This window comes from Streptomyces composti, assembly GCF_012034205.1.
GTDB classification, from domain to species: Bacteria; Actinomycetota; Actinomycetes; order Streptomycetales; family Streptomycetaceae; genus Streptomyces; species Streptomyces composti.
This window is the reverse complement of sequence record NZ_JAATEM010000015.1, coordinates 152,973-173,921: the sequence shown is the minus strand read 5'-3', so window position 1 is coordinate 173,921 and position 20,949 is coordinate 152,973. Positions and strand designations below refer to the sequence as shown.

20 protein-coding genes are annotated in these 20,949 nt (G+C 68.5%); 8 read left to right on the top strand and 12 right to left on the bottom strand.

All coding sequences use genetic code 11. The features are described from left to right. Nucleotides 1-25 precede the first annotated feature (25 nt). Nucleotides 26-1,234: an MFS transporter gene (locus tag HCJ93_RS14585; RefSeq protein WP_167996112.1), complete on the bottom strand. Its 1,209-nt coding sequence runs from the start codon at nt 1,232-1,234 to the stop codon at nt 26-28. Between the two features lie 140 nt (nt 1,235-1,374). Between HCJ93_RS14585 and HCJ93_RS14580 the strand changes: the two genes are divergently transcribed. Continuing rightward, nucleotides 1,375-1,839 carry a MarR family winged helix-turn-helix transcriptional regulator gene (locus HCJ93_RS14580; RefSeq protein ID WP_167996111.1) on the top strand — a complete coding sequence of 155 codons (465 nt, stop codon included), beginning with the start codon at nt 1,375-1,377 and terminating at the stop codon, nt 1,837-1,839. 29 nt (nt 1,840-1,868) lie between these two features. Beyond that, complete coding sequence (locus HCJ93_RS14575; RefSeq protein ID WP_167996110.1) at nt 1,869-2,330, top strand: GNAT family N-acetyltransferase; 462 nt, start codon at nt 1,869-1,871, stop codon at nt 2,328-2,330. Nucleotides 2,331-2,421: 91 nt separating this feature from the next. Here the strand turns inward: HCJ93_RS14575 and HCJ93_RS14570 are convergent, their stop codons facing one another. The 5 genes from HCJ93_RS14570 to dnaB form a co-directional block, all read right to left on the bottom strand. Continuing rightward, complete coding sequence (locus HCJ93_RS14570; RefSeq protein ID WP_167996109.1) at nt 2,422-3,807, bottom strand: serine hydrolase domain-containing protein; 1,386 nt, start codon at nt 3,805-3,807, stop codon at nt 2,422-2,424. A 275-nt stretch (nt 3,808-4,082) separates the two neighbouring features. Further along, complete coding sequence (locus HCJ93_RS14565) at nt 4,083-4,865, bottom strand: oxidoreductase (protein WP_167996108.1); 783 nt, start codon at nt 4,863-4,865, stop codon at nt 4,083-4,085. Between the two features lie 77 nt (nt 4,866-4,942). Next, nucleotides 4,943-5,521: a TetR/AcrR family transcriptional regulator gene (locus HCJ93_RS14560; protein WP_167996129.1), complete on the bottom strand. Its 579-nt coding sequence runs from the start codon at nt 5,519-5,521 to the stop codon at nt 4,943-4,945. Between the two features lie 134 nt (nt 5,522-5,655). Next, nucleotides 5,656-5,955 (bottom strand): LysR family transcriptional regulator, encoded by a 300-nt coding sequence (locus tag HCJ93_RS14555; protein WP_240967599.1) that lies wholly within the window; start codon nt 5,953-5,955, stop codon nt 5,656-5,658. 117 nt (nt 5,956-6,072) lie between these two features. Continuing rightward, nucleotides 6,073-7,548, bottom strand: a complete 1,476-nt coding sequence (gene dnaB, locus HCJ93_RS14550) for a replicative DNA helicase (protein WP_167996106.1) — start codon at nt 7,546-7,548, stop codon at nt 6,073-6,075. A 460-nt stretch (nt 7,549-8,008) separates the two neighbouring features. Between dnaB and HCJ93_RS14545 the strand changes: the two genes are divergently transcribed. Then, nucleotides 8,009-9,346, top strand: coding sequence for an MATE family efflux transporter (locus HCJ93_RS14545; RefSeq protein ID WP_167996105.1), 1,338 nt, complete (start codon nt 8,009-8,011; stop codon nt 9,344-9,346). Nucleotides 9,347-9,584: 238 nt separating this feature from the next. On the opposite strand, the gene rplI is transcribed toward HCJ93_RS14545, so the two are convergent. The 4 genes from rplI to rpsF form a co-directional block, all read right to left on the bottom strand. Then, nucleotides 9,585-10,031, bottom strand: coding sequence for a 50S ribosomal protein L9 (gene rplI, locus HCJ93_RS14540; RefSeq protein ID WP_167996104.1), 447 nt, complete (start codon nt 10,029-10,031; stop codon nt 9,585-9,587). Nucleotides 10,032-10,049: 18 nt separating this feature from the next. Further along, entirely contained in the window at nt 10,050-10,286 is a 237-nt protein-coding gene (rpsR, locus tag HCJ93_RS14535) for a 30S ribosomal protein S18 (protein ID WP_003949403.1), read from the bottom strand. Nucleotides 10,287-10,331: 45 nt separating this feature from the next. Then, entirely contained in the window at nt 10,332-10,901 is a 570-nt protein-coding gene (locus HCJ93_RS14530; RefSeq protein WP_167996103.1) for a single-stranded DNA-binding protein, read from the bottom strand. A 74-nt stretch (nt 10,902-10,975) separates the two neighbouring features. Further along, nucleotides 10,976-11,266, bottom strand: coding sequence for a 30S ribosomal protein S6 (gene rpsF, locus HCJ93_RS14525; RefSeq protein ID WP_014673750.1), 291 nt, complete (start codon nt 11,264-11,266; stop codon nt 10,976-10,978). A gap of 342 nt (nt 11,267-11,608) precedes the next feature. Between rpsF and HCJ93_RS14520 the strand changes: the two genes are divergently transcribed. The 3 genes from HCJ93_RS14520 (at nt 11,609) to HCJ93_RS14510 (ending at nt 14,345) form a co-directional block, all read left to right on the top strand. Beyond that, on the top strand, nt 11,609-11,926 hold the full coding sequence (locus HCJ93_RS14520) for a hypothetical protein (RefSeq protein ID WP_167996102.1): 318 nt from the start codon (nt 11,609-11,611) through the stop codon (nt 11,924-11,926). Between the two features lie 164 nt (nt 11,927-12,090). Next, nucleotides 12,091-13,212 (top strand): peptidoglycan bridge formation glycyltransferase FemX, encoded by a 1,122-nt coding sequence (gene femX / locus HCJ93_RS14515; protein ID WP_167996101.1) that lies wholly within the window; start codon nt 12,091-12,093, stop codon nt 13,210-13,212. A gap of 101 nt (nt 13,213-13,313) precedes the next feature. Beyond that, nucleotides 13,314-14,345, top strand: a complete 1,032-nt coding sequence (locus HCJ93_RS14510) for an alanine racemase (protein ID WP_167995131.1) — start codon at nt 13,314-13,316, stop codon at nt 14,343-14,345. Between the two features lie 71 nt (nt 14,346-14,416). On the opposite strand, the gene HCJ93_RS14505 is transcribed toward HCJ93_RS14510, so the two are convergent. Together HCJ93_RS14505 and HCJ93_RS14500 are read right to left on the bottom strand one after the other, a co-directional pair. After that, the gene (locus HCJ93_RS14505; protein ID WP_167995104.1) at nt 14,417-15,934 is read right to left on the bottom strand and encodes a glycosyltransferase family 87 protein; all 1,518 of its coding nucleotides are present in this window, start codon (nt 15,932-15,934) and stop codon (nt 14,417-14,419) included. A gap of 120 nt (nt 15,935-16,054) precedes the next feature. After that, nucleotides 16,055-18,754 (bottom strand): transglycosylase domain-containing protein, encoded by a 2,700-nt coding sequence (locus HCJ93_RS14500; RefSeq protein WP_167995094.1) that lies wholly within the window; start codon nt 18,752-18,754, stop codon nt 16,055-16,057. A gap of 354 nt (nt 18,755-19,108) precedes the next feature. On the opposite strand from HCJ93_RS14500, the gene HCJ93_RS14495 reads away from it, so the two are divergent. Beyond that, nucleotides 19,109-19,786 (top strand): PadR family transcriptional regulator, encoded by a 678-nt coding sequence (locus HCJ93_RS14495; protein ID WP_167995092.1) that lies wholly within the window; start codon nt 19,109-19,111, stop codon nt 19,784-19,786. A gap of 44 nt (nt 19,787-19,830) precedes the next feature. Next, entirely contained in the window at nt 19,831-20,913 is a 1,083-nt protein-coding gene (locus HCJ93_RS14490; protein ID WP_167995090.1) for an inositol-3-phosphate synthase, read from the top strand. Nucleotides 20,914-20,949: the final 36 nt, after the last annotated feature.

The following is a 20,949-nucleotide window of genomic DNA, read 5'->3' as shown; positions in this document are numbered from 1 at the left end:
CGGGCCGCACGGCGGCGGCGAGAGGTCAGGGGATGACGGTCTCGGGCCGGTCGGTGGGGACGGATCCGGCGACCACGGCGCCGGAGCGCGCGGCGCGGCGGTCGAGCGCGGCCGAGAGGAAGGCGAGCACCAGGGCGGCCGCGGCGAGGGCGGCGCCGACCCAGTTGGGGGCGGTGTAGCCGAGGCCGGCCGCGATCACCAGTCCGCCGAGCCAGGCGGAGAGGGCGTTGCCCAGGTTGAAGGCGCCGATGTTCACGGCGGAGGCCAGCGTGGGCGCGCCGTGCGCCTGGTCCAGCACCCGCTTCTGCAGCGGCGGGACGGCGGCGAAGCCCAGGGCACCGATCAGGAAGATGGTCACGGCCGCGAGGATCTTGTCGTGTGCGGTCAGCGTGAACAGCGCGAGGACCACGGCGAGCGCCCCGAGGGACACATACAGCATGGGCATCAGGGCGCGGTCGGCGTACTTGCCGCCGATCAGGTTGCCGCCCACCATGCCGAGTCCGAAGAGGACCAGCAGCCAGGTCACCGAGCCGTCGGCGAAACCGGCGACATGGATCATCATGGGCGCGATGTAGGTGATGGCCGCGAAGACACCGCCGAACCCCAGGACGGTCATCGCCATGGCGAGCAGGACCTGGACGTTCTTGAAGGCGGCGAGTTCGTGGCGCAGGCGGACGCCTTCCGGCTTGGGCATCTCGGGGACGAGGCGGGCGACACCGAGCAGTCCGACGACGCCGAGCGCGGCGACGATGCCGAAGGTGACGCGCCAGCCGGCCGACTGGCCGACGAAGGTGCCGAGCGGGACACCGACGACATTGGCGACGGTGAGGCCGGTGAACATCATGGCGATGGCTCCGGCCTTCTTGTCCGGGGCGACCAGGTCCGCCGCGACGACCGAGCCGATGCCGAAGAAGGCGCCGTGAGCCAGTGAGGCCACCACGCGTCCCATCAGCATGACGCCGAAGACGGGCGCCAGCGCCGAGAGCAGATTGCCGGCGATGAACAGGCCCATCAGCAGCATCAGCATCCGCTTGCGGGAGACCCTGGTGCCCAGGGCGGTCATCAGCGGCGCACCGAGCACGACGCCGAGGGCGTAGCCGGTCACCGCGTATCCGGCGGTGGGGATGGAGACCCCGAATTCCTGAGCGACCTCGGGCAGCAGGCCCATGATCACGAACTCGGTGGTGCCGATCCCGAAGGCCCCGATGGCGAGGGCCAGCAGCGCTAGAGGCATGAGGACGAGACCTTCCAAGAAATTGCAGAAGCTCCTTACGCGCGTCAACAATAGTTGCAGACACACTTACTTGCAAGCGCGGGCTATTGCGGGCCTGCTCTATCCTGGGATGCAGCCGCCCTTGGACGGAGGAAACGCCCATGACCGCCACGGACCCCGCACTCACCGCCCTCGCCCAGGGCTGGTGTGCCCTCTCCCTGCTCCACGGGAGGATCGAGGCGCACACCGAGCGCGCACTGCAGTCCCGGCACGGGCTGAGCGTGCGCGAGTACTCCCTGCTCGACGTACTGAGCCGGCAGCACGACGGCCCGGGCGGCCATCTGCAGATGAAGCAGGTCGCCGACGCGGTGGTCCTCAGCCAGAGCGCCGCCACCCGCCTGGTGACCCGTCTCGAGGACCGGGGTCTGCTGGAGCGCCATCTCTGCCCCACGGACCGGCGCGGCATCTACACCAACGTCACCGAGGCCGGTCTGAAGCTGCTGGAGGAGGCCCGGCCGACCAATGACACCGCCCTGCGCGAGGCTCTGGACGAGGCCGCGAAGAATCCCGAGCTGGCCCCTCTGGTCCGCGCCGTGGAGAACCTGAAGGCACCGGTACCCGCCTGAGTCCCTGCCGGGGACGTACGCTGCGCGGCATGGGAGACCTTGAGATACGCGCCGCGACCGCCGACGACATCCCCGCCATCGTCGGCTTGCTGGCCGACGACCCCCTGGGTGCCCGACGCGAGTCGCCGGACGACCTTCGCCCCTACCGCACCGCGTTCGAGCGGCTTCGCAGCGACCCCAACCAGCACCTGGTCGTCGCCGTGCGGGAGGGCCGGGTCGTCGGCACCCTGCAGCTCACGATCATCCCCGGCCTGTCCCGCCGCGGCTCCACGCGGTCGGTCATCGAAGGCGTCCGCGTCCAGGCCGATGAGCGGGGCAGCGGCCTGGGGTCACAGCTCATCGAGTGGGCCATCGAGGAGTCCCGTCGACAGGACTGCCGGCTCGTCCAGCTGACCTCCGACAACACCCGCACCGACGCGCACCGCTTCTACGAGCGTCTCGGCTTCGTCGCCTCACACGTCGGCTTCAAGCTCGCGCTCCAGGAGAGCTGAGCGAGACGAGATGGGCTGGGGGGTGTTTCACGTGAAACACCCCCCGGCCCGCTCCTCCCGCTTTCCTGCCGCTCCGCCTTCCGACCGCCGGCTAACCGATCCCCCGCCACCCCTCGGGATCGACCCCTCCCGGCACCGGCGCGGTCTCGTCATACGGCAGCCGTGTGAACACGAACGACCCCAGATCGAGATGGCTCACGGAACCGTCCGGCCTGCGCACGGGCTCGAGGAGCTCACCGGCGTAGTAGCCCTCGAGCCCGGTCCAGGTGCCGTCCCCGTTGGAACGGAACCGGGAGCGACGACCGCTGCCGCTCAGCGGTCCCAGCGAGAGCAAGCCGTCACCGGTGAGCCGCAGGGCGAACGGATGCGTGCCCCAGTACCACTGCCCCACCAGCTCCAGCACCGCCGGATCGGCCTCCCGCAGAGGCTTCCAGGCCGCGGGGATGCGCGGTTCCGCCTCGGCCACGATCCGGACGAGATCCGCAGTGACCCCGGACACGGCGGGCCCGGAGGTGCAGTTGGCCAGGACGACCGCGGCCACGTCGTCCTCCACGCTGATCGCAAGACCGGCGAGGAAGCCCGGCAGGGATCCGGAGTGCCCGACGAGCGTCCGCCCCTCCTGGTGCCGGATCTCCATGCCCAGGCAGTACGCATACCCGCCGGCCACATCGGCCGCCTCGCCCGCGGCCGCGGGCGTCCTCATCTCCCGCACGGACTCCGCGCTCAGCACCCGCTCGTCACCGTCCATCAGGAAGGCGGCGAAGCGCGCCAAATCCGTGGTGGTGGACCACAGCTGTCCGGCGGGCGCCATCCGTCCGAGGTCCTCGGCCGGTTCCGGCAGCAGCACATCCGCCCAGGGGTGCACGGCCCAGCCGTCCGCATGCGGCGCCACCGGGCGCACGCTCGTACGACTCAGGCCCAGGGGTTCGAGCACTTCCCGCCGAAGCACGTCCTCCCAGGAGGCACCCCGCACCTTCTCGATCAACGCACCCAGCAGTGCGTAGCCGGGGTTCGAGTAGTGGAACCGGCGCCCCACCGGATGCACCAGCGGCCGCTCGCCCAGCACATCGGCCAGCTCGGGGCGGAGGGATCCCGGGGTGCGCTCCCACCACGGTCCCGGCGTCTCGGCGGCCAGCCCACCGGCGTGCGCGAGGAGTTGGGCGATGGTCGCCTCCCCCACCCCGGTCCCCGGGAGGTGCTTCTCCAGGGGGTCGCCGAGATCCAGCACCCCCTCGTCCCGCAGCCGCAGCACCAGCACGGCAGTGAAGGTCTTGGTGATGGACCCGATCCGGTACTGCACATGCTCGTCCGCGGCCGCCCCGTCGACCGCCGTGCGAGCCCCCGACCACACGGCCGCACCGCCACGCACCACCGTCGCGACCAGCGACGGTACCCGCCCCTCTGCCTGAGCGACGGCAATCCGATGCAGCAACGCCCGCCGCGTACCGGGCAGAAGTTCTTCCTGAGGTGTCGTCATGCCCTCAGTTCATCAGCAACGGCACGCTGCTGCGGCACTGGAGCGGAGCCCGGCGCAGTGAGGCGCCACCACGTCGAGACGGGACCGCGACCTCGGGCAAAATCTCGCGGTCCGTGACATGGAGCAGCCCTGTGACCTGAGGAGCTTCTGTCCGTCTCACGGCTTGGCCGGAGGACTCCGTCTCACAGTCGTGTCAGGTCTCATGGCTGCGGGACGGGCTTGCCACTCGTCCCGCAGCCGTGCGAATCAGCCCCGCCCTTGTAGGACGTCGTGGTTCAGAGCGTCTTGACGGTGCCGCCGTCGATGATGTGGTCGGCTCCGGTGATGTTGCCGGCGACATCGGAGAGAAGGAACGCGATCAAGGCCGCCACTTCCTCGGGTTCAGTGATGCGGCCGGTGGTGATGTTGAAGGCGTCCGGGATCTGCTGGAGGAATGCGGCATGCTCGACCCCAGCCCCGGCCGCCACCTTGCCTCCGAAGCCCTCGGGGTCCTCCCATATCGCAGTGCGAACCACTCCGGGAGAGACGGTGTTGACGCGCACCCCCTGGGGCCCGAACTCCTCAGCCAGGGACTTGCCAAGTGCGGCCAGGGCCGCCTTGGCCGCGCTGTAGGCGACCGGGCCAGCGGCGGGCAGCCGGGAGTTGATGGACGAGACGTTGACGATCGAACCGCGGCGCTCGATCAGGCTGGGCAGGGCCGCGCGGGCGGCCCGGACGGCACTGAGCAGGTTGAGGTCGAGGACGCGGGTCCACTGAGAGTCGTCGGTGTCGAGGAAGCCAACGGGCTCCACATCGTCACCGGCTCCGACGTTGTTCACCAGCAGGTCGATGCCGCCCAGCTCGGCGTGGGCCCTGTCCATGAGCGTCGCGACGCCTTCGGCTGTGCTCAGGTCGGCCGACACCGTGTAGGCACCGCTTTCCTTCAGCTCGGGCGTAATGGTGCGGGCGGCTCCGACGATGCGGACGCCTTCGGCTGCCAGAGTCCGGACGGTGGCGAGCCCGATGCCCCGGCTGGCACCGGTGACGACGGCTGTCTTGTCGGTGAGGTTGAGGTGCACGGCACTCCAATTCTTGAACTTGAAGTACAAAATGTGGGCAGTGCTCACTCCAGGTGGAGCGAGCACTGCAATTCGAGTCAGAGAGAGTCGACCGTCGCGTCGATCACCCGGACAAGCCGATCAGGGCTTTCAGCAACCCGCGCCAGGAGTCGCAGGCCCACGACCGTGTTCAGCAGCAGGCTCCCCCAGGCCGCAGGATCACGTTCTGGTGCGATCTCTCCCGAACGCTGCCCTTCTTCGATCAGCGCGCGAAAGGCATCTTCGGTGCGGGCGAACATTCGCTGAACGAGTTCGGTTGCCACTCCATCTGCGCCGGCGAGCTCTGCCGCCGTGTTCACAGCCATGCAGCCCCGGCGGTCCGGGTCGGCAAGATCCATCTCGGCGAGGAATTCCAGCGTCTTGCGCAGACGCTCCTTGACCGGACCGGGCTGCTCGAGCATCTCGATGAGGGCAACCGTCTGGCTGTCGCGATAGCGGCGAAGTGCCCGCTCGAACAAGGCGTGCTTGCTGCCGAAGGTGTTGTAGAGACTGCCCTTGCCAATGCCGATCGCGTCGACGAGGTCCTGCGGCGTGGTCGCGGCGTAGCCCTTTCGCCAGAACACGTCCATGGCGTGTTCAACGGCAACGTCCGGATCGAACTGCTTGGGCCTCCCCATGGTCAGAACACTAGCACCGTTCTTGACCTTGAAGTCAAGAATTGTTCCGCAGCGCGACACGCCCATGACAACTCGTGCGTCCGTGCGGCGCGCGTCGTAGGCCCGCTGTCACCCGGCGAGGCGCATCCATGTGGTCATCGGTCAATGATGACCGTCCTGGCTGCTGCCAAGACCGTCTCGCCGAAGGGGGCCGGCTTCATAGCCCGACCGCGCTGGGCGCGTTCGAGCAGTGCTTGCCCGAGGTCCCGCTCCAGGCGGTTGATCTGGGTGACCAGGGTCGGCTGTTTGATACCGAGGACCTCGGCTGCCGCACGCATCGTGGGATGGCGCGACGCTGCCACAAAGCGCTCGAGTCGCTGCCAGGCACAGGGGCCGGGGAAAGCGTCGCGCAGGATCTCTGGAGTGCGGGCCGGGGTGCTGGCATCAGAGCCCAACCACCCATGCGAGTGAGCGACTTGACCTGCCAGTCTCAGATTCGTGTCACAGCTGCCATCGCCTGGCCATCGCTCGTGAGACTTGGCCACCATCCTGAGACCCTGCGCCTCGGGCCGTCAGGTCTGGGCCATGTCCACGAAGCGGGAGTAGTGGCCCTGGAAGGCGACCGTGATGGTGGCGGTGGGGCCGTTGCGGTGCTTGGCGACGATCAGGTCGGCCTCACCCGCGCGAGGTGACTCCTTCTCGTAGGCGTCCTCGCGGTGCAGCAGGATCACCATGTCGGCATCCTGCTCGATGGAGCCGGACTCACGCAGGTCGGAGACCATCGGCTTCTTGTCGGTGCGCTGCTCGGGGCCGCGGTTCAGCTGGGAGAGTGCGATGACCGGGATCTCCAGCTCCTTGGCCAGCAGCTTGAGGTTGCGGGACATGTCCGAGACCTCCTGCTGCCGGCTCTCGGCCCGCTTGGAGCCGCCGGACTGCATCAGCTGGAGGTAGTCGATCACGACGAGCCTGAGGTCGTTGCGCTGCTTCAGCCGGCGGCACTTGGCGCGGATCTCCATCATCGACAGATTGGGGGAGTCGTCGATGTAGAGCGGCGCCGCCGACACATCGGGCATCCGGCGGGCCAGCCGCGTCCAGTCCTCGTCGGTCATCGTGCCGGACCGCATGTGGTGCAGGGCCACCCGCGCCTCCGCCGACAGCAGGCGCATGGCGATCTCGTTGCGGCCCATCTCCAGCGAGAAGATGACGCTCGGCAGGTTGTGCTTGATGGCCGCCGCCCGCGCGAAGTCCAGCGCCAGCGTCGACTTGCCCATCGCCGGACGTGCGGCGATGACGATCATCTGCCCCGGGTGGAGGCCGTTGGTGAGCGAGTCGAAATCGGTGAAACCCGTGGGCACACCGGTCATCTCGCCACTGCGCGAGCCGATCGCCTCGATCTCGTCGAGCGCACCCTCCATGATGTCGCCCAGCGGCAGATAGTCCTCGCTGGTGCGCTGCTCGGTGACCGCGTAGATCTCGGCCTGCGCCCGGTTGACGATCTCGTCGACGTCGTCGTCGGCCGCGTATCCCATCTGGGTGATGCGCGTGCCCGCCTCCACCAGGCGGCGCAGCACCGCCCGCTCGTGCACGATCTCCGCGTAATACGCGGCGTTGGCCGCCGTGGGCACCATCTGCACCAGGGTGTGCAGATAGGAGGCCCCGCCGACCTTGTTGATCTCGCCGCGCTTGGTCAGCTCCGCGGCGATGGTGATGGGGTCGGCAGGCTCCCCGCGCGCATACACGTCGAGCACGGCCGTGAAGATCGTCTCGTGGGCCGGCTTGTAGAAGTCGTGGCCCTTGAGGATCTCCACGACGTCGGCGATGGCGTCCTTGGACAGCAGCATGCCGCCCAGCACGGACTGCTCCGCCTCGAGATCCTGCGGCGGGACCCGCTCGAAGGCGGCGCCCCCGCCGCCCCACATCCCGCCGTCCCGGCCGCGCTCGTGCTGCTCGTCCCGGCCGCGGCCCGAGTCGTCACGGCGGCGGGAGGCGGGCAGACGATCGCTGGGGCTCTCGGCCCACGGGTCGTCCAAGGGCTCGGAAATGCTCACCCGAGCCACCTCCTCCCGTCCGGCGAGCGGACCTCGCCGTGCCCCTCATTTCTACGGCACGGCACTGACAAATAAGACGCCCAACTCCGGTTACGGCGCGCCGGTTTTGCGGTGCTTTGGGAACCGGCGGACGGAGCAGGCGCCGGACCACCGTAGGCCCGTCGGCACCGTCAGCCAATCTGGTTATCCACAGGCCATGTGGACGACGGCCCCAATGCTGTGGACAACTCCTCGAAACCTGTGCACGACCCGGTGGACAGCCCTGTGAACAAGCTCGACCGGTTACCACGAAAGCGCCTCTGACCTGCAGTTTTGCCATCCACCGGCTGTGCAGAAGAAAAACTTCCCCGGTCGGCTCAAGATCACCTGGGACGACACGCCCGGCCACACACCCTGTGCACACCGGTAAGGGTCGCTCATGCTTTGCATCTCTTACCTGTGGACGATTAGATTGGTGCGCATGACACAGGCCCCCGCGCGCCCCCGCGCCGCCCGGCGACAGCACGACCGTGAGATCGTCACGCTGGCGGTTCCCGCCTTCGGCGCCCTCGTCGCCGAGCCCCTGTTCGTGATGGCCGACAGCGCGATCATCGGCCACCTCGGCACGGCACAGCTGGCCGGCCTCGGGGTTGCCTCGGCCCTCCTCATGACCGCCGTGAGCGTCTTCGTCTTCCTGGCCTACGCCACGACCGCCGCCGTCGCCCGGCGCGTGGGAGCCGGCGACCTTCCGGCGGCCATCCGCCAGGGCATGGACGGCATCTGGCTGGCGCTGCTGCTCGGCGCCGTCGTCGTCGCCGTCGTGCTCCCCACGTCCCCCGCCCTGGTGGAACTCTTCGGCGCCTCGGAAACGGCGGCCCCTTACGCGACCACCTATCTGCGGATCTCCGCACTCGGCATACCCGCCATGCTGGTCGTCCTGGCCGCGACCGGCGTGCTGCGCGGCCTGCAGGACACCAGGACTCCTCTCTATGTCGCGGTCGGCGGCTTCGTCGCCAACGGCATTCTCAATGCCGTGCTGGTCTACGGTGCCGGACTGGGCATCGCCGGATCCGCCTGGGGCACGGTCATCGCACAGAGCGCCATGGCCGTGGTCTACCTCGTCGTGGTGGTGCGCGGCGCCCGCAGGCACGGCGCCTCGCTGCGTCCGGAGGCGGCCGGGATCAGGGCCTCCGCCCAGGCGGGTGCGCCGCTGCTGGTCCGCACCCTCTCCCTCAGGGCCATTCTGATGATCGCCACCGCCGTGGCCGCGCGGCTCGGCGACACCGACATCGCGGCGCATCAGATCATCCTCTCCCTGTGGAGCCTGCTCGCCTTCGCGCTGGACGCCATCGCGATCGCCGGGCAGGCCATCATCGGGCGCTACCTGGGGGCCGGGGACGCCCAGGGCGCCCGCGCCGTCTGCCGCCGCATGGTGGAGTGGGGCATCGCGGTCGGGGTGGTCCTGGGCGTGCTGGTGGTGCTGACCCGGCCCGTGTTCCTGCCGCTGTTCACCAGCGACTCCGCCGTGAAGGACGCCGCGCTGCCCGCCCTGGTCATCGTGGCGCTCACCCAGCCGATCTCCGGCATCGTCTTCGTCCTGGACGGCGTCCTGATGGGTGCCGGCGACGGACCGTACCTGGCCTGGGCCATGTTGCTCACCCTGGCGGTCTTCACCCCGGTCGCCCTGCTGGTGCCGGTGCTGGGCGGAGGGCTCACCGCCCTGTGGGTCGCCATGACCCTGATGATGACCGTCCGGATGCTCACGCTGTGGCTCCGCAGCCGCTCCGGCCGCTGGCTCGTCACCGGGGCCACCCGCTGAACGACCGCGGCCACCCGCTGACATTCCGGCCACCGGCCACCATTCCACGACGGCGCCGTTTCACGTGAAACACCGCGCTCGGCCTCACATGACGCTGCGCTCGACGCGAGCGCCGAGGCCGACCGGTGCCGGCACGGGGACGGAAGAGACGGACTCCTGGCGCCTCATACTCACGACAAGGGGGCCGCACCCGGAATGGGTGCGGCCCCCTTGCTCACTGCGTCAGTGAGCGCGGCGATCAGGCCGCGACGACCTCGATGTTGACCTTGGCGGCAACCTCGGGGTGCAGACGCACGGACGTCTCGTGCGAGCCCAGGGTCTTGATGGGCGCACCGAGCTCGATGCGGCGCTTGTCGACCTCGGGGCCACCCGCTTCCTTGATCGCCGAAGCGATGTCGGCCGGGGTGACGGAACCGAAGAGGCGACCGGCCTCGCCGGAACGGACCGCGAGGCGGACCTTGACGCCCTCGAGCTGGGCCTTCACCTGGTTGGCCTGCTCGATGGTGTGGATCTCGTGGATCTTGCGAGCACGGCGGATCTGCTCGACGTCCTTCTCGCCACCCTTGGTCCAGCGGATAGCGAGCTTCCGCGGGATCAGGTAGTTGCGAGCGTAACCGTCCTTGACGTCGACGACGTCGCCCGCGGCACCGAGGCCGGAGACCTCGTGGGTAAGGATGATCTTCATGAGTCGGTCACCCTTCCCTTATCGCGCGGTGGAGGTGTAGGGCAGCAGCGCCATCTCACGGCTGTTCTTCACGGCCGTGGCGACGTCACGCTGGTGCTGCGTGCAGTTGCCGGTCACGCGGCGGGCACGGATCTTGCCGCGGTCGGAAATGAACTTCCGCAGCATGTTCGTGTCCTTGTAGTCCACGTACGTGACCTTGTCCTTGCAGAACGCGCAGACCTTCTTCTTCGGCTTGCGCACAGGCGGCTTCGCCATGGTGTTTCTCCTGTGTGATCAAGAAGTGTGGGGTAACGGCCCGCCCTAGAAGGGGGGCTCGTCCGAGTAGCCGCCACCGCCGCCGGAGCCGCCGCCCCAGCCGCCGCCACCCTGCTGGCCGCCGGCGGGAGCGCCGGTCGCCCACGGGTCGTCGGCAGGAGCGCCGCCGCCCTGCTGGCCGCCGGCGGGGCCACCGCCCCAGCCGCCGCCCTGCTGGCCGCCACCGCCGTAGCCACCCTGGCCACCGCGGCCCGTGGTCTTGGTGACCTTGGCCGTGGCGTTGCGCAGGCTGGGGCCGACCTCGTCGACGTCCAGCTCGTAGACCGTGCGCTTGATGCCCTCACGGTCCTCGTAGGACCGCTGCTTCAGCCGGCCCTGCACGATCACGCGCATGCCTCGCTGAAGGGACTCGGCGACGTTCTCCGCCGCCTGACGCCAGACCGAGCAGGTCAGGAACAGGCTCTCGCCGTCCTTCCACTCGTTCGTCTGACGGTCGAAGGTGCGGGGAGTCGACGCGACACGGAACTTCGCGACGGCCGCACCGGACGGGGTGAAGCGCAGCTCGGGGTCGTCGACAAGATTGCCGATGACCGTGATGACGGTCTCGCCTGCCATGGGTGAACCTCTCGGCGGGTTTGCTGCTGGCTGCTTGCTGCTACTCGTGTCCCGAGATCAGCTGAGCGGGATGCTCAGTGGGTCTCGGGGCGGAGGACCTTGGTCCGGAGGACCGACTCGTTCAGGTTCATCTGGCGGTCGAGCTCCTTGACGACCGCAGGCTCGGCCTGCAGGTCGATGACCGAGTAGATGCCCTCGGGCTTCTTCTTGATCTCGTACGCGAGACGACGACGGCCCCAGGTGTCGACCTTCTCGACCTTTCCGCCACCGTCACGGACGACGGAAAGGAAGTTCTCGATCAGCGGGGAGACAGCGCGCTCCTCGAGATCGGGGTCGAGGATGACCATCACCTCGTAGTGACGCATGTGGAACCCACCTCCTTTGGACTCAGCGGCCACGGGCGTTCCGTGGCAGGAGGGTCGTGATGCGTTGCGCAACGATGCCCGTCAGTAAAACAGCCGCCACTGACAATCGACGTCGGGCGGCGGTTTTCCCAGGTAGGCGGGACGGACCGTGGACTCACGAGTCCCTCGCCCCGGCACGGAGGCGGGTCGCTTCCCTGGCTGTGTCCGGACAGACACCGGTGCAGACGCTACAGAGTACCCGCACAGTGCCTTCCGGTTGAAATCCGTCCGGGCAGGCCGTCAATCTGTACACATCGGGTGTGTATGGCGCTACGATGCGCCGCTTTTCGCAGGAGGTGCCCTATGGCACAGGCAATGCGACCCAACGCCGGCGGCAACGGACTCTTCGCCACGGACGGCAAGCCCCATCCGGTTCAGGACACCCTGCTCGCGGTGACCCTGGTGCTGGGACTGACGTCCTTCATCTCGGCGATGTTCGACGATCTGCACCTGCTCAGCTCCTGGACCGGCCTGGTGGGCATTCTCACCGGCGCGTACGGACAGTGGATCTCGGAGACCACGCGTGAGCGCTTCGGTCTGATCGTGGGCCTCGGCGCATCCGCGGTCGGCTTCTTCCTGGGCATGGCGCACGGCGGCCTCTTCGGCGGGCTCTTCGACTGACGCCAGGCACTCCCGCTCCGGAATACCGGTGCACGCCCCGGTCCGCACGGGCCGGGGCGAAGGGGCCCTGCGCCCCGCCGGGCCGCTCCCGGGCGCAGTAGGCTTCGCGCGAGAGCCGGAGCCCCTGAACCCATGGGGACACACCAGCCCGAGGAGCGCCCCGAATGAGCCTGACCCTGAGGACCATCAGTCGCGAGCAGCATCTGGCGTACATCCAGAGCCTGCCGTCGGCGAGTCACATGCAGGTCCCGGCCTGGGCGGACGTGAAGGCGGAGTGGCGGTCCGAGAATCTCGGCTGGTTCGACGACCGTACCGGCGAGCTGGTCGGCGTCGGACTGGTGCTGTACCGGCAGCTGCCCAAGATCAAGCGATATCTCGCCTATCTGCCCGAGGGGCCGGTCATCAACTGGTTCGCTCCCAATCTTCAGGAGTGGATCGAGCCGATGCTGGCGCACCTGAAGCAGCAGGGCGCCTTCTCCGTGAAGATGGGCCCGCCGGTGATCATCCGCCGCTGGGAGGCGGCGACCATCAAGAAGGGCATCCAGAACCCGGACGTGAAGCGTCTGCGCGATCTGGAGGCCGACTTCATCGAGCCCCGTGCCTTCGAGGTGGCCGACAAGCTGCGCCGCATGGGCTGGCAGCAGGGGGAGGACGGCGGCGCCGGCTTCGGTGACGTCCAGCCCCGGTACGTCTTTCAGGTGCCGCTGGCCAACCGCTCCCTGGAAGAGGTCCACAAGAACTTCAACCAGCTGTGGCGCCGCAACATCAAGAAGGCGGAGAAGGCCGGCGTCGAGGTCGTCCAGGGCGGCTACGAGGACCTGCCGGAGTGGCAGCGCCTGTACGAGATCACCGCGGTGCGCGACCACTTCCGTCCCCGCCCGCTGTCGTACTTCCAGCGCATGTGGACGGCCCTCAATACCGAGGACCCCAACCGCATGCGGCTGTACTTCGCCCGGCACAACGGGGTCAACCTCTCCGCGGCGACCATGCTGATCGTGGGCGGGCACGTCTGGTACTCCTACGGGGCCTCCGACAACATCGGGCGCGAGGTCCGGCCCTCGAACGCGATGCAGTGGCGGATGCTGCGCGACGCCTACGCGCTCGGCGCCACCGTCTACGACCTGCGCGGCATCTCCGACTCGCTGGACGAGACCGACCACCTCTTCGGTCTGATCCAGTTCAAGGTGGGCACGGGCGGCCAGGCCGCCGAGTACCTCGGTGAGTGGGACTTCCCGCTCAACAAGCTGCTCCACAAGGCGCTCGACATCTACATGTCGCGCCGCTGACCCCGGCCTCGCCGCTGAGACCGCTTTCGCCACGTCCACCGCTTCGACAGTTCCCATATCCCTGATACACCGCAGCCACGAGAAAGGTTCCAGGTCCGGCCATGGCGCTCACGCTCTACGTCGACACCGCGCGCTGGCGGGCGCACCACAAGCACGTGCAGGAGCAGTTCCCCGGGCTGGTCCCGGTCTGCAAGGGCAACGGCTACGGCTTCGGCCACGAGCGGCTGGCAGAGGAGGTCACACGGCTGGGCGCGGACCTGCTGGCCGTCGGCACGACGTACGAGGCCGCCCGGATGAAGGACTGGTTCGGCGGTGACCTGCTGGTCCTGACTCCCTACCGGCGGGGCGAGGAGCCCGTGCCGCTGCCCGACCGCGTCATCCGCTCGGTGTCGTCGGTCGACGGCGTCTACGGCCTGGTCGGCGCCCGGGTGGTCATCGAGGTGATGTCGTCGATGAAGCGGCACGGCGTCACCGAGCAGGATCTGCCCCAGCTGCACGCGGCCATAGAGAACGTGCGTCTGGAGGGGTTCGCCATCCACCTGCCGCTGGACCGCACCGACGGCTCGGACGCCGTCGAGGAGGTCATCGGCTGGATGGACCGGCTGCGCGCGGCCCGGCTCCCGCTGCACACGATGTTCGTCAGCCACCTCAAGGCGGAGGAACTCGCCCGGTTGCAGCAGCAGTTCCCGCAGACGCGGTTCCGGGCCCGGATCGGCACCCGGCTGTGGCTGGGGGACCACGAGGCCACCGAGTACCGCGGGGCGGTCCTGGACGTCACCCGCGTCACCAAGGGGGACCGGTTCGGCTACCGGCAGCAGAAGGCCACCTCCGACGGCTTCCTGGTGGTCGTGGCGGGCGGAACCTCGCACGGGGTGGGGCTGGAGGCTCCCAAGGCGCTGCACGGCGTCATGCCGCGCGCCAAGGGCGTCGCCCGCGCCGGGCTGGCCACGGTCAACCGGAACCTTTCGCCGTTCGTCTGGGCCGGCAAGCAGCGCTGGTTCGCCGAGCCGCCGCACATGCAGGTGTCGATCCTGTTCGTGCCGGCGGACGCGCCCGAGCCCAAGGTGGGTGACGAGCTGGTGGCTCATCTCCGGCACACCACCACGCAGTTCGACCGCCTGGTCGACCGCTGAGCACATCCCGGAACCACGGAAAGGGGCCCCGCCGGACGGCGAGGCCCCTTTTTCCGCCATATGCGGTTCGCTCAGAGCGAACCGGCCGTGCCTCCCGTGCCTCCCGGCCCGCCCCATTCGACGCGCGCCCCCTCGGGACGGGCGGCGTGACGCGCCTGATGGGCGGCGGGACCGAGCACGAACACGTCCCCGGCGCCGTCCAGCACTCCGCCGGAGGGGTCGTCGTCCCCGGTCCGGCGCACCGGATCGCGTTCCGGCATGAGGATGTCGCGCACGACCACGGCACACAGATAGGCCGTGCCCAGCAGATGTACGCCGATCGCCCAGTGGTAGCCGTCGGTCGGCAGCCCTTTGTGGGCGTCGCCGCTGGTGGTGTACGCGAGGTACATCCAGATGCCCAGGAAGTACATGACCTCGCAGGCCTGCCAGATCAGGAAGTCCCGCCACCTGGGCCGCGCGAGGGCGGCGAGCGGCACCAGCCACAGGACGTACTGCGGTGAGTAGACCTTGTTGGTGAGGATGAACGCGGCGACGATCAGGAAGGCGAGCTGCGCGAACCGCGGCCGTCGGGGGGCCATCAGGGCGAGCGCGGCCACGCCGGCGCAGCAGAGCAGCATCAGCAGGGTGGCGAGCGTGTTGACGGCCTCGGTGCTCAGCGGATCGGACGAGTTCTGAGCCAGGATCAGCCAGAAGGAGCCGAAGTCGACGCCGCGTTCCTGGCTGAAGGTGTAGAACTTCGACCAGCCGTCGAAGGCGAGGAGCATCACCGGCCCGTTCACCACGGTCCAGGCGAGGATCGCGCTGCCGAGGGCCGTCAGGTACTCCCGCCACCGTCCCGCCCGCCAGCAGAGCACCAGCAGGGGCCCGAGGAGCAGCACGGGATAGAGCTTGGCGGCCGTGGCGAGGCCCAGCAGGACTCCGAAGGCCACGGGGCGGCCCCGCGACCACATCAGCATCGCCGCGGCCGTCAGCGCCACCGCCAGCAGGTCCCAGTTGATCGTCGCGGTCAGTGCGAAGGCGGGGGCCAGGGCCACCAGCAGGCCGTCCCAGGGCCGCCGGGCATGGGTGCGGGTGACGCAGACGGCGATGACCGCCGCGCACACCATCAGCATCCCGGCGTTGACCAGCCAGTACGCCTGCTCCTGCTCCTGGATGCTGCCGCCACCCGGTGAGAGCCAGGCGGCGACCTGCATGAACAAGCCCGTCAGCACCGGGTACTCCAGGAACTGCATGTCGCCGGGCAGCCGGTCGAAGTACGGCAGCAGTCCGTCGGCGAAGCCACGCCCCTGGTACAGGTGCGGGATGTCCGAATAGCAGGCGTGGGTGTACTGGGAGCTGGCTCCGAAGAACCAGGCGCCGTTGTAGCAGGGCGCCTTCTGCACCAGGCCGAGGGTGAACATGCCGATCGCCACCAGGGCGATCACCCGGACCGGGGTCCACCAGGAGGTCCCGAGCAGCGCGTGCCGCCCGAGCGGGCCGCCGACGAGTTCACTGCCGGCCGCGGCCACCTCGTCCTCGGCCGTGGGGCGTACCAGGTCCCGCTCGTGGGCGCTCGCTTGCTTCGATACTCCACTGGGCATGCCGCACATCCTGCCGTACGAGTCCGGGGAAACGACGTGGGCCGTCGTACCCGAGCGGTACGACGGCCCACGTTTCACGTGAAACGGCGGGGCGTTTCACGTGAAACGCTCAAGCCGGGCAAAGGGCGTCTAGTCGTCGGTCCGGCCTCCGAAGAGCCCGCCTCCGCCGCCGTTGCCATTGCCTCTGTTGTTGCCTCCGGGGAACGTGTCGGTGGGATCAGGTGAAGCGCTCGCACCGCCGTCCGTTCCACCGTTGTCCGCGCCTCCCTGGTCGTTGCCGCCGATCTCTTCTTCATTGCAGCGGAAGTCGAACGGCCGGCAGGTCTCGGTCTGCGTGGGAGTCGGCTCCGGGATGCTCTGCGTCGGCGACGCAGGCGCGGTCGGGGTCGGCTCCTCGCTCTCCGACTGCGTCGGCGTGGGAGACGGGGAGGGCTCGTCGTTGATCACCTCACCGATGGGCTCGGGGGTCGGGAACCGCTCCACCGGCTCGTTCTTCAGCGCGTCGCCCATGTAGTCCGCCCAGATCTCGGACGGGAACGAGGCACCGTGGATCTTCTTCTGCCCACCCGTGCCGAACATCTCGAGGAAGGTGCGGTTCTTGATGCTCTCGTCGTCGGGGTAGCGGAACATGCTGATCGCGGTGGACAGCTGCGGGGTGTACCCGACGAACCAGGCGGACTTGTTGCCGTCCGTGGTACCGGTCTTGCCGGCCACCTCGCGGCCGGGCAGCCGGGCGTTGGTACCGGTGCCCTTCTCGACCACGGTCTTCAGGACGTCCGTGACGTTGTTGGCCACATTCTCCTCGAAGGCCTGCTTGGTCACAGTCTTGTGGGTGAAGAGCGTGCCGTCCTTGCTGGTGATCTTCTTCACCGAGAACGGCTCGCGCTGCTCACCGGAGGCCGCGAAGGTGGCGTAGGCGCCGGCCATGCGGATGGCGCTGGGGCTGGACGTACCGATGGAGAAGGACGGGTAGTCCGTACCGGCGAGGCTGCTCTCCAGCACGCCGGCGTCCACCGCGGCCTCCTTCACCTTGTCCAGGCCGACGTCCATGCCGAGCTGCACGAAGGAGGAGTTCACCGACTCCCGCATCGCGTTCCGCAGATCGATCTTGTACTCGGGCGGACGGCCGTAGGAGACGTCGCCGTCATTGACCTGCAGCCACTCCTCACCCTTCTCGTTCCGCCAGATCGACCCGTCGTAGTTCTTGATCTTGAGCTTGTTCTTGCCCGGGTACAGGCTCTTGGGCGAGACGACGGTGCGCTCGTCCTGTGCCTGATCCGGGTCGAGGTCCGGGTCCCTGACGCCCCACTTCATGGCCGCCGCCAGCACGAACGGCTTGAAGGTCGAACCGACCTGCGCGCCGGTCACATCGGCGTTGTTGGTGAAGTGCTTGGTCGCGTCCACACCGCCGTAGATGGCCTCGATCGCGCCGCTCTCGGGGTTCACCGAGGCGCCGCCGAACTGGACGTGGGTGTCGGTCTCGGGGCGCTTCTTCTCGTCGATGTTCTCCTTGTAGACCTTCTTGACCGAGTCCTCGAGCGCCTTCACCTTCTTCTTGTCGAAGGTGGTGTAGATCGAGTAACCGCCCCGCTGCAGGTCCTCGGCGGTGATGCCGGTCTCCTCGCTGTGCGTGACGATGTAGCTCTTGGCGAGGTCCACCAGATAGCCGATCTGGCCGCTCAGCGCGGTGTTGGACCGCGGGCTCTGCACCTTGGGCAGCTTGGTGTACTTGGCCCGCACCTCGGGATCCAGATGCCCGTACTCGACCATCTTGTCCAGCGTGTCCTGCATCTGCAGCAGGGCACGCTTCCTGTTCTTCTCGGGTGTGGCGCCGTTCGGGTCGATGGAGGTCGCGCCCGCCGGGTCGTAGTAGGTGGCGCCCTTGAGCACTGCCGCCAGGAAGGCGCACTGGCCCGGGTTCAGATCGACGGCCCGCTTGTTGAAGTAGGCGCGGGAGGCGGCCTCGATCCCGTAGGCGCCGCGGCCGTAGTACGCGGAGTTCAGGTAGCCCTCGAGGATCGTGTCCTTGTCCATCGTGGCGCCCACCTTGATGGAGACCAGGATCTCCTTGAACTTCCGGGTGAGCGTCTGGGACTGGTCCTCCAGCATCGCGTTCTTCACGTACTGCTGGGTGATCGTCGAACCGCCCTGGGTCTCGCCGCCGCGGGCCATGTTGAACACGGCGCGGGCGATGCCCTTGGGGTCGATGCCGCTGTCGCTGTAGAAGGTCTTGTTCTCCTGGGAGATGACGGCCTTCTGCATCTCCTCCGGGATCTGCGCGAGGCTGACGATCTGCCGGTTGCGCTCACCGCCGGTGGCGACCATCTGCTCGCCGTCGGCCCAGTAGTAGACGTTGTTCTGGGCCGTGGCCGTCTTGGCGACCTCGGGCGTGCCCACCATCGCGTACCCGATACCCGCGACGGCGATCAGGCCGCCGAAGAACGCGATGAACAGACCGGAGACGAGCCTCCAGGAGGGCACCCAGCGGCGCCAGCCGTACTTGTCGTGCCGCGGATAGTCGATGAACCGCTTCCTGCTCGGCGGTGCCGCGCGCCCCCGGCCGCGGCCGGGACCGGCCGCGCCGGCACGCCGGCTGCCGGGTCCGGTGTCCGACGCCCGGCGCCTGCCGCCTCTCTGTGCTGCGCGCCGCGCCTCGGCGCGGCCGCCGTACATGGGCCCTTCGCCCCCGCGGGATCCCCCGTAGGAATCGGACGGCGACCCGGTGGCGCCTCGCGGTGCCGCGCGGCGGCCGGAGGACGAGCCGGACTGGCCGCGTCGGGCCGCAGCACGTCCGCCTCCCTGCGGCGGTTTGCGACGGTGCTCGCTCATCGAACGACTACTCCTCGGGCAGGCGCACCCTTGCGCGCCTGGAACGGCGGCTGGTTTCCGGTCCCCCCGAAGTACGGATACGGCGCTGGCCGCATTCAGCCCGTACTGCACCGGGGACAGGGACGTCCCCAGACGTCACTCGGTTCCCGGTGGTGTGCATGGCGCACAGACTACGCACCGCCAAAACCTGCCGAGCCCAGAAGTTCACCTCAAATCAGGCAACTTGCTCGGTATGAATCGGGGATGTGATCCCGTTCACCACACTCCCTCTTGTCGCATCCGGGGCGCCGTTCTATCGTCGTGATGTATCGAGTCGATACATCAGAGCGGCATACGGGACGAGAGGAGGCGACGATGAGCCGGCGTTCCGGGATCCTCGAGTTCGCCGTACTCGGCCTGCTCCGCGAATCTCCGATGCACGGCTATGAGCTGCGCAAGCGGCTCAACACATCGCTGGGCGTCTTCCGGGCGTTCAGCTACGGGACGCTGTATCCCTGCCTCAAGACGCTGGTCGCCAACGGCTGGTTGATCGAGGAACCGGGGAGCACCAGCGAGGCCACCGCGACCCTCACCGGACGACGCGCCAAGATCGTCTACCGGTTGACGGCCGAAGGTAAGGAGCACTTCGAGCAGCTCCTCTCGCAGACCGGCCCCGACGCGTACGAGGACGAGACCTTCGCCGCGCGGTTCGCCTTCTTCGGGCAGACCTCGCGCGACGTACGCATGCGCGTGCTGGAGGGCCGCCGCAGCCGCCTGGAGGAGCGTCTCGAGAAGATGCGCGCCTCACTGGCGCGCACTCGGGAGCGTCTCGACGACTACACGCTTGAGCTCCAGCGCCACGGAATGGAGTCCGTGGAGCGCGAAGTGCGCTGGCTGAACGAGCTCATCGAGAGTGAGCGGGCCGGGCGGGACCTGCGAGGTTCCGCCCCTGGGGGAGCCGCTCAGCAGGACAGGACATCTGGAGCGACGGGCGGCCTGCCCCGGTCCGGGGACGATCCCCGGCCGGATACGCCCGACGACACCGCCACGTGAGACCCACCTCAGGGCCTCACTCGTACACACAGGGAGCAACCGGAATGGGTTCGGTTCGCGTAGCCATCGTCGGCGTGGGCAACTGCGCGGCATCGCTGGTTCAGGGAGTCGAGTACTACAAGGACGCCGACCCGGCGAGCAAGGTGCCGGGCCTGATGCACGTCCAGTTCGGCGACTACCACGTCGGCGACGTCGAGTTCGTCGCCGCCTTCGACGTGGACGCCAAGAAGGTCGGCCTCGACCTCGCGGACGCCATCGGCGCCTCCGAGAACAACACCATCAAGATCTGCGACGTCCCGCGTACCGGCGTGACGGTGCAGCGCGGCCACACCCTCGACGGTCTCGGCAAGTACTACCGGGCCACCATCGAGGAGTCCGCCGAGGAGCCCGTCGACGTCGTCCAGGTCCTCAAGGACAAGCAGGTCGACGTCCTGGTCTGCTACCTGCCCGTCGGCTCCGAGGAAGCGGCCAAGTTCTACGCCCAGTGCGCCATCGACGCCAAGGTCGCCTTCGTCAACGCCCTTCCGGTCTTCATCGCCGGCACCAAGGAGTGGGCGGACAAGTTCACCGAGGCCGGTGTGCCGATCGTCGGTGACGACATCAAGTCCCAGGTCGGCGCGACCATCACGCACCGCGTGATGGCGAAGCTGTTCGAGGACCGCGGCGTCATCCTGGACCGCACCATGCAGCTGAACGTCGGCGGCAACATGGACTTCAAGAACATGCTCGAGCGCGAGCGCCTGGAGTCCAAGAAGATCTCCAAGACGCAGGCCGTCACCTCGCAGATCCCCGACCGGGAGCTGGGCGAGAAGAACGTCCACATCGGCCCGTCCGACTACGTGGCCTGGCTGGACGACCGCAAGTGGGCCTACGTCCGCCTCGAGGGCCGCGCCTTCGGTGACGTCCCGCTGAACCTGGAGTACAAGCTCGAGGTCTGGGACTCCCCGAACAGCGCCGGTGTCATCATCGACGCCCTGCGCGCCGCGAAGATCGCCAAAGACCGGGGCATCGGCGGCCCGATCCTGTCGGCCTCCTCGTACTTCATGAAGTCGCCGCCGGTGCAGTACTTCGACGACGAGGCCCGCGAGAACGTCGAGAAGTTCATCCAGGGCGAGGTCGAGCGCTGAACCCTGCCGCTGCGGGCAGTTGAGGGTCTCCGGGTC

What these genes read in the sequence shown, in the direction of transcription:
- HCJ93_RS14585 (WP_167996112.1), bottom strand. Translation starts at nt 1,234, where the DNA reads ATGCCTCTAGCGCTGCTGGCCCTCGCCATCGGGGCCTTCGGGATCGGC.
- rpsF (WP_014673750.1), bottom strand. Translation starts at nt 11,266, where the DNA reads ATGCGTCACTACGAGGTGATGGTCATCCTCGACCCCGATCTCGAGGAG.
- HCJ93_RS14500 (WP_167995094.1), bottom strand. Translation starts at nt 18,754, where the DNA reads ATGAGCGAGCACCGTCGCAAACCGCCGCAGGGAGGCGGACGTGCTGCG.
- HCJ93_RS14545 (WP_167996105.1), top strand. Translation starts at nt 8,009, where the DNA reads ATGACACAGGCCCCCGCGCGCCCCCGCGCCGCCCGGCGACAGCACGAC.
- HCJ93_RS14570 (WP_167996109.1), bottom strand. Translation starts at nt 3,807, where the DNA reads ATGACGACACCTCAGGAAGAACTTCTGCCCGGTACGCGGCGGGCGTTG.
- HCJ93_RS14505 (WP_167995104.1), bottom strand. Translation starts at nt 15,934, where the DNA reads ATGTGCGGCATGCCCAGTGGAGTATCGAAGCAAGCGAGCGCCCACGAG.
- HCJ93_RS14560 (WP_167996129.1), bottom strand. Translation starts at nt 5,521, where the DNA reads ATGGGGAGGCCCAAGCAGTTCGATCCGGACGTTGCCGTTGAACACGCC.
- HCJ93_RS14530 (WP_167996103.1), bottom strand. Translation starts at nt 10,901, where the DNA reads ATGGCAGGCGAGACCGTCATCACGGTCATCGGCAATCTTGTCGACGAC.
- HCJ93_RS14490 (WP_167995090.1), top strand. Translation starts at nt 19,831, where the DNA reads ATGGGTTCGGTTCGCGTAGCCATCGTCGGCGTGGGCAACTGCGCGGCA.
- rplI (WP_167996104.1), bottom strand. Translation starts at nt 10,031, where the DNA reads ATGAAGATCATCCTTACCCACGAGGTCTCCGGCCTCGGTGCCGCGGGC.
- femX (WP_167996101.1), top strand. Translation starts at nt 12,091, where the DNA reads ATGAGCCTGACCCTGAGGACCATCAGTCGCGAGCAGCATCTGGCGTAC.
- HCJ93_RS14495 (WP_167995092.1), top strand. Translation starts at nt 19,109, where the DNA reads ATGAGCCGGCGTTCCGGGATCCTCGAGTTCGCCGTACTCGGCCTGCTC.
- rpsR (WP_003949403.1), bottom strand. Translation starts at nt 10,286, where the DNA reads ATGGCGAAGCCGCCTGTGCGCAAGCCGAAGAAGAAGGTCTGCGCGTTC.
- HCJ93_RS14510 (WP_167995131.1), top strand. Translation starts at nt 13,314, where the DNA reads ATGGCGCTCACGCTCTACGTCGACACCGCGCGCTGGCGGGCGCACCAC.
- HCJ93_RS14575 (WP_167996110.1), top strand. Translation starts at nt 1,869, where the DNA reads ATGGGAGACCTTGAGATACGCGCCGCGACCGCCGACGACATCCCCGCC.
- HCJ93_RS14520 (WP_167996102.1), top strand. Translation starts at nt 11,609, where the DNA reads ATGGCACAGGCAATGCGACCCAACGCCGGCGGCAACGGACTCTTCGCC.
- HCJ93_RS14580 (WP_167996111.1), top strand. Translation starts at nt 1,375, where the DNA reads ATGACCGCCACGGACCCCGCACTCACCGCCCTCGCCCAGGGCTGGTGT.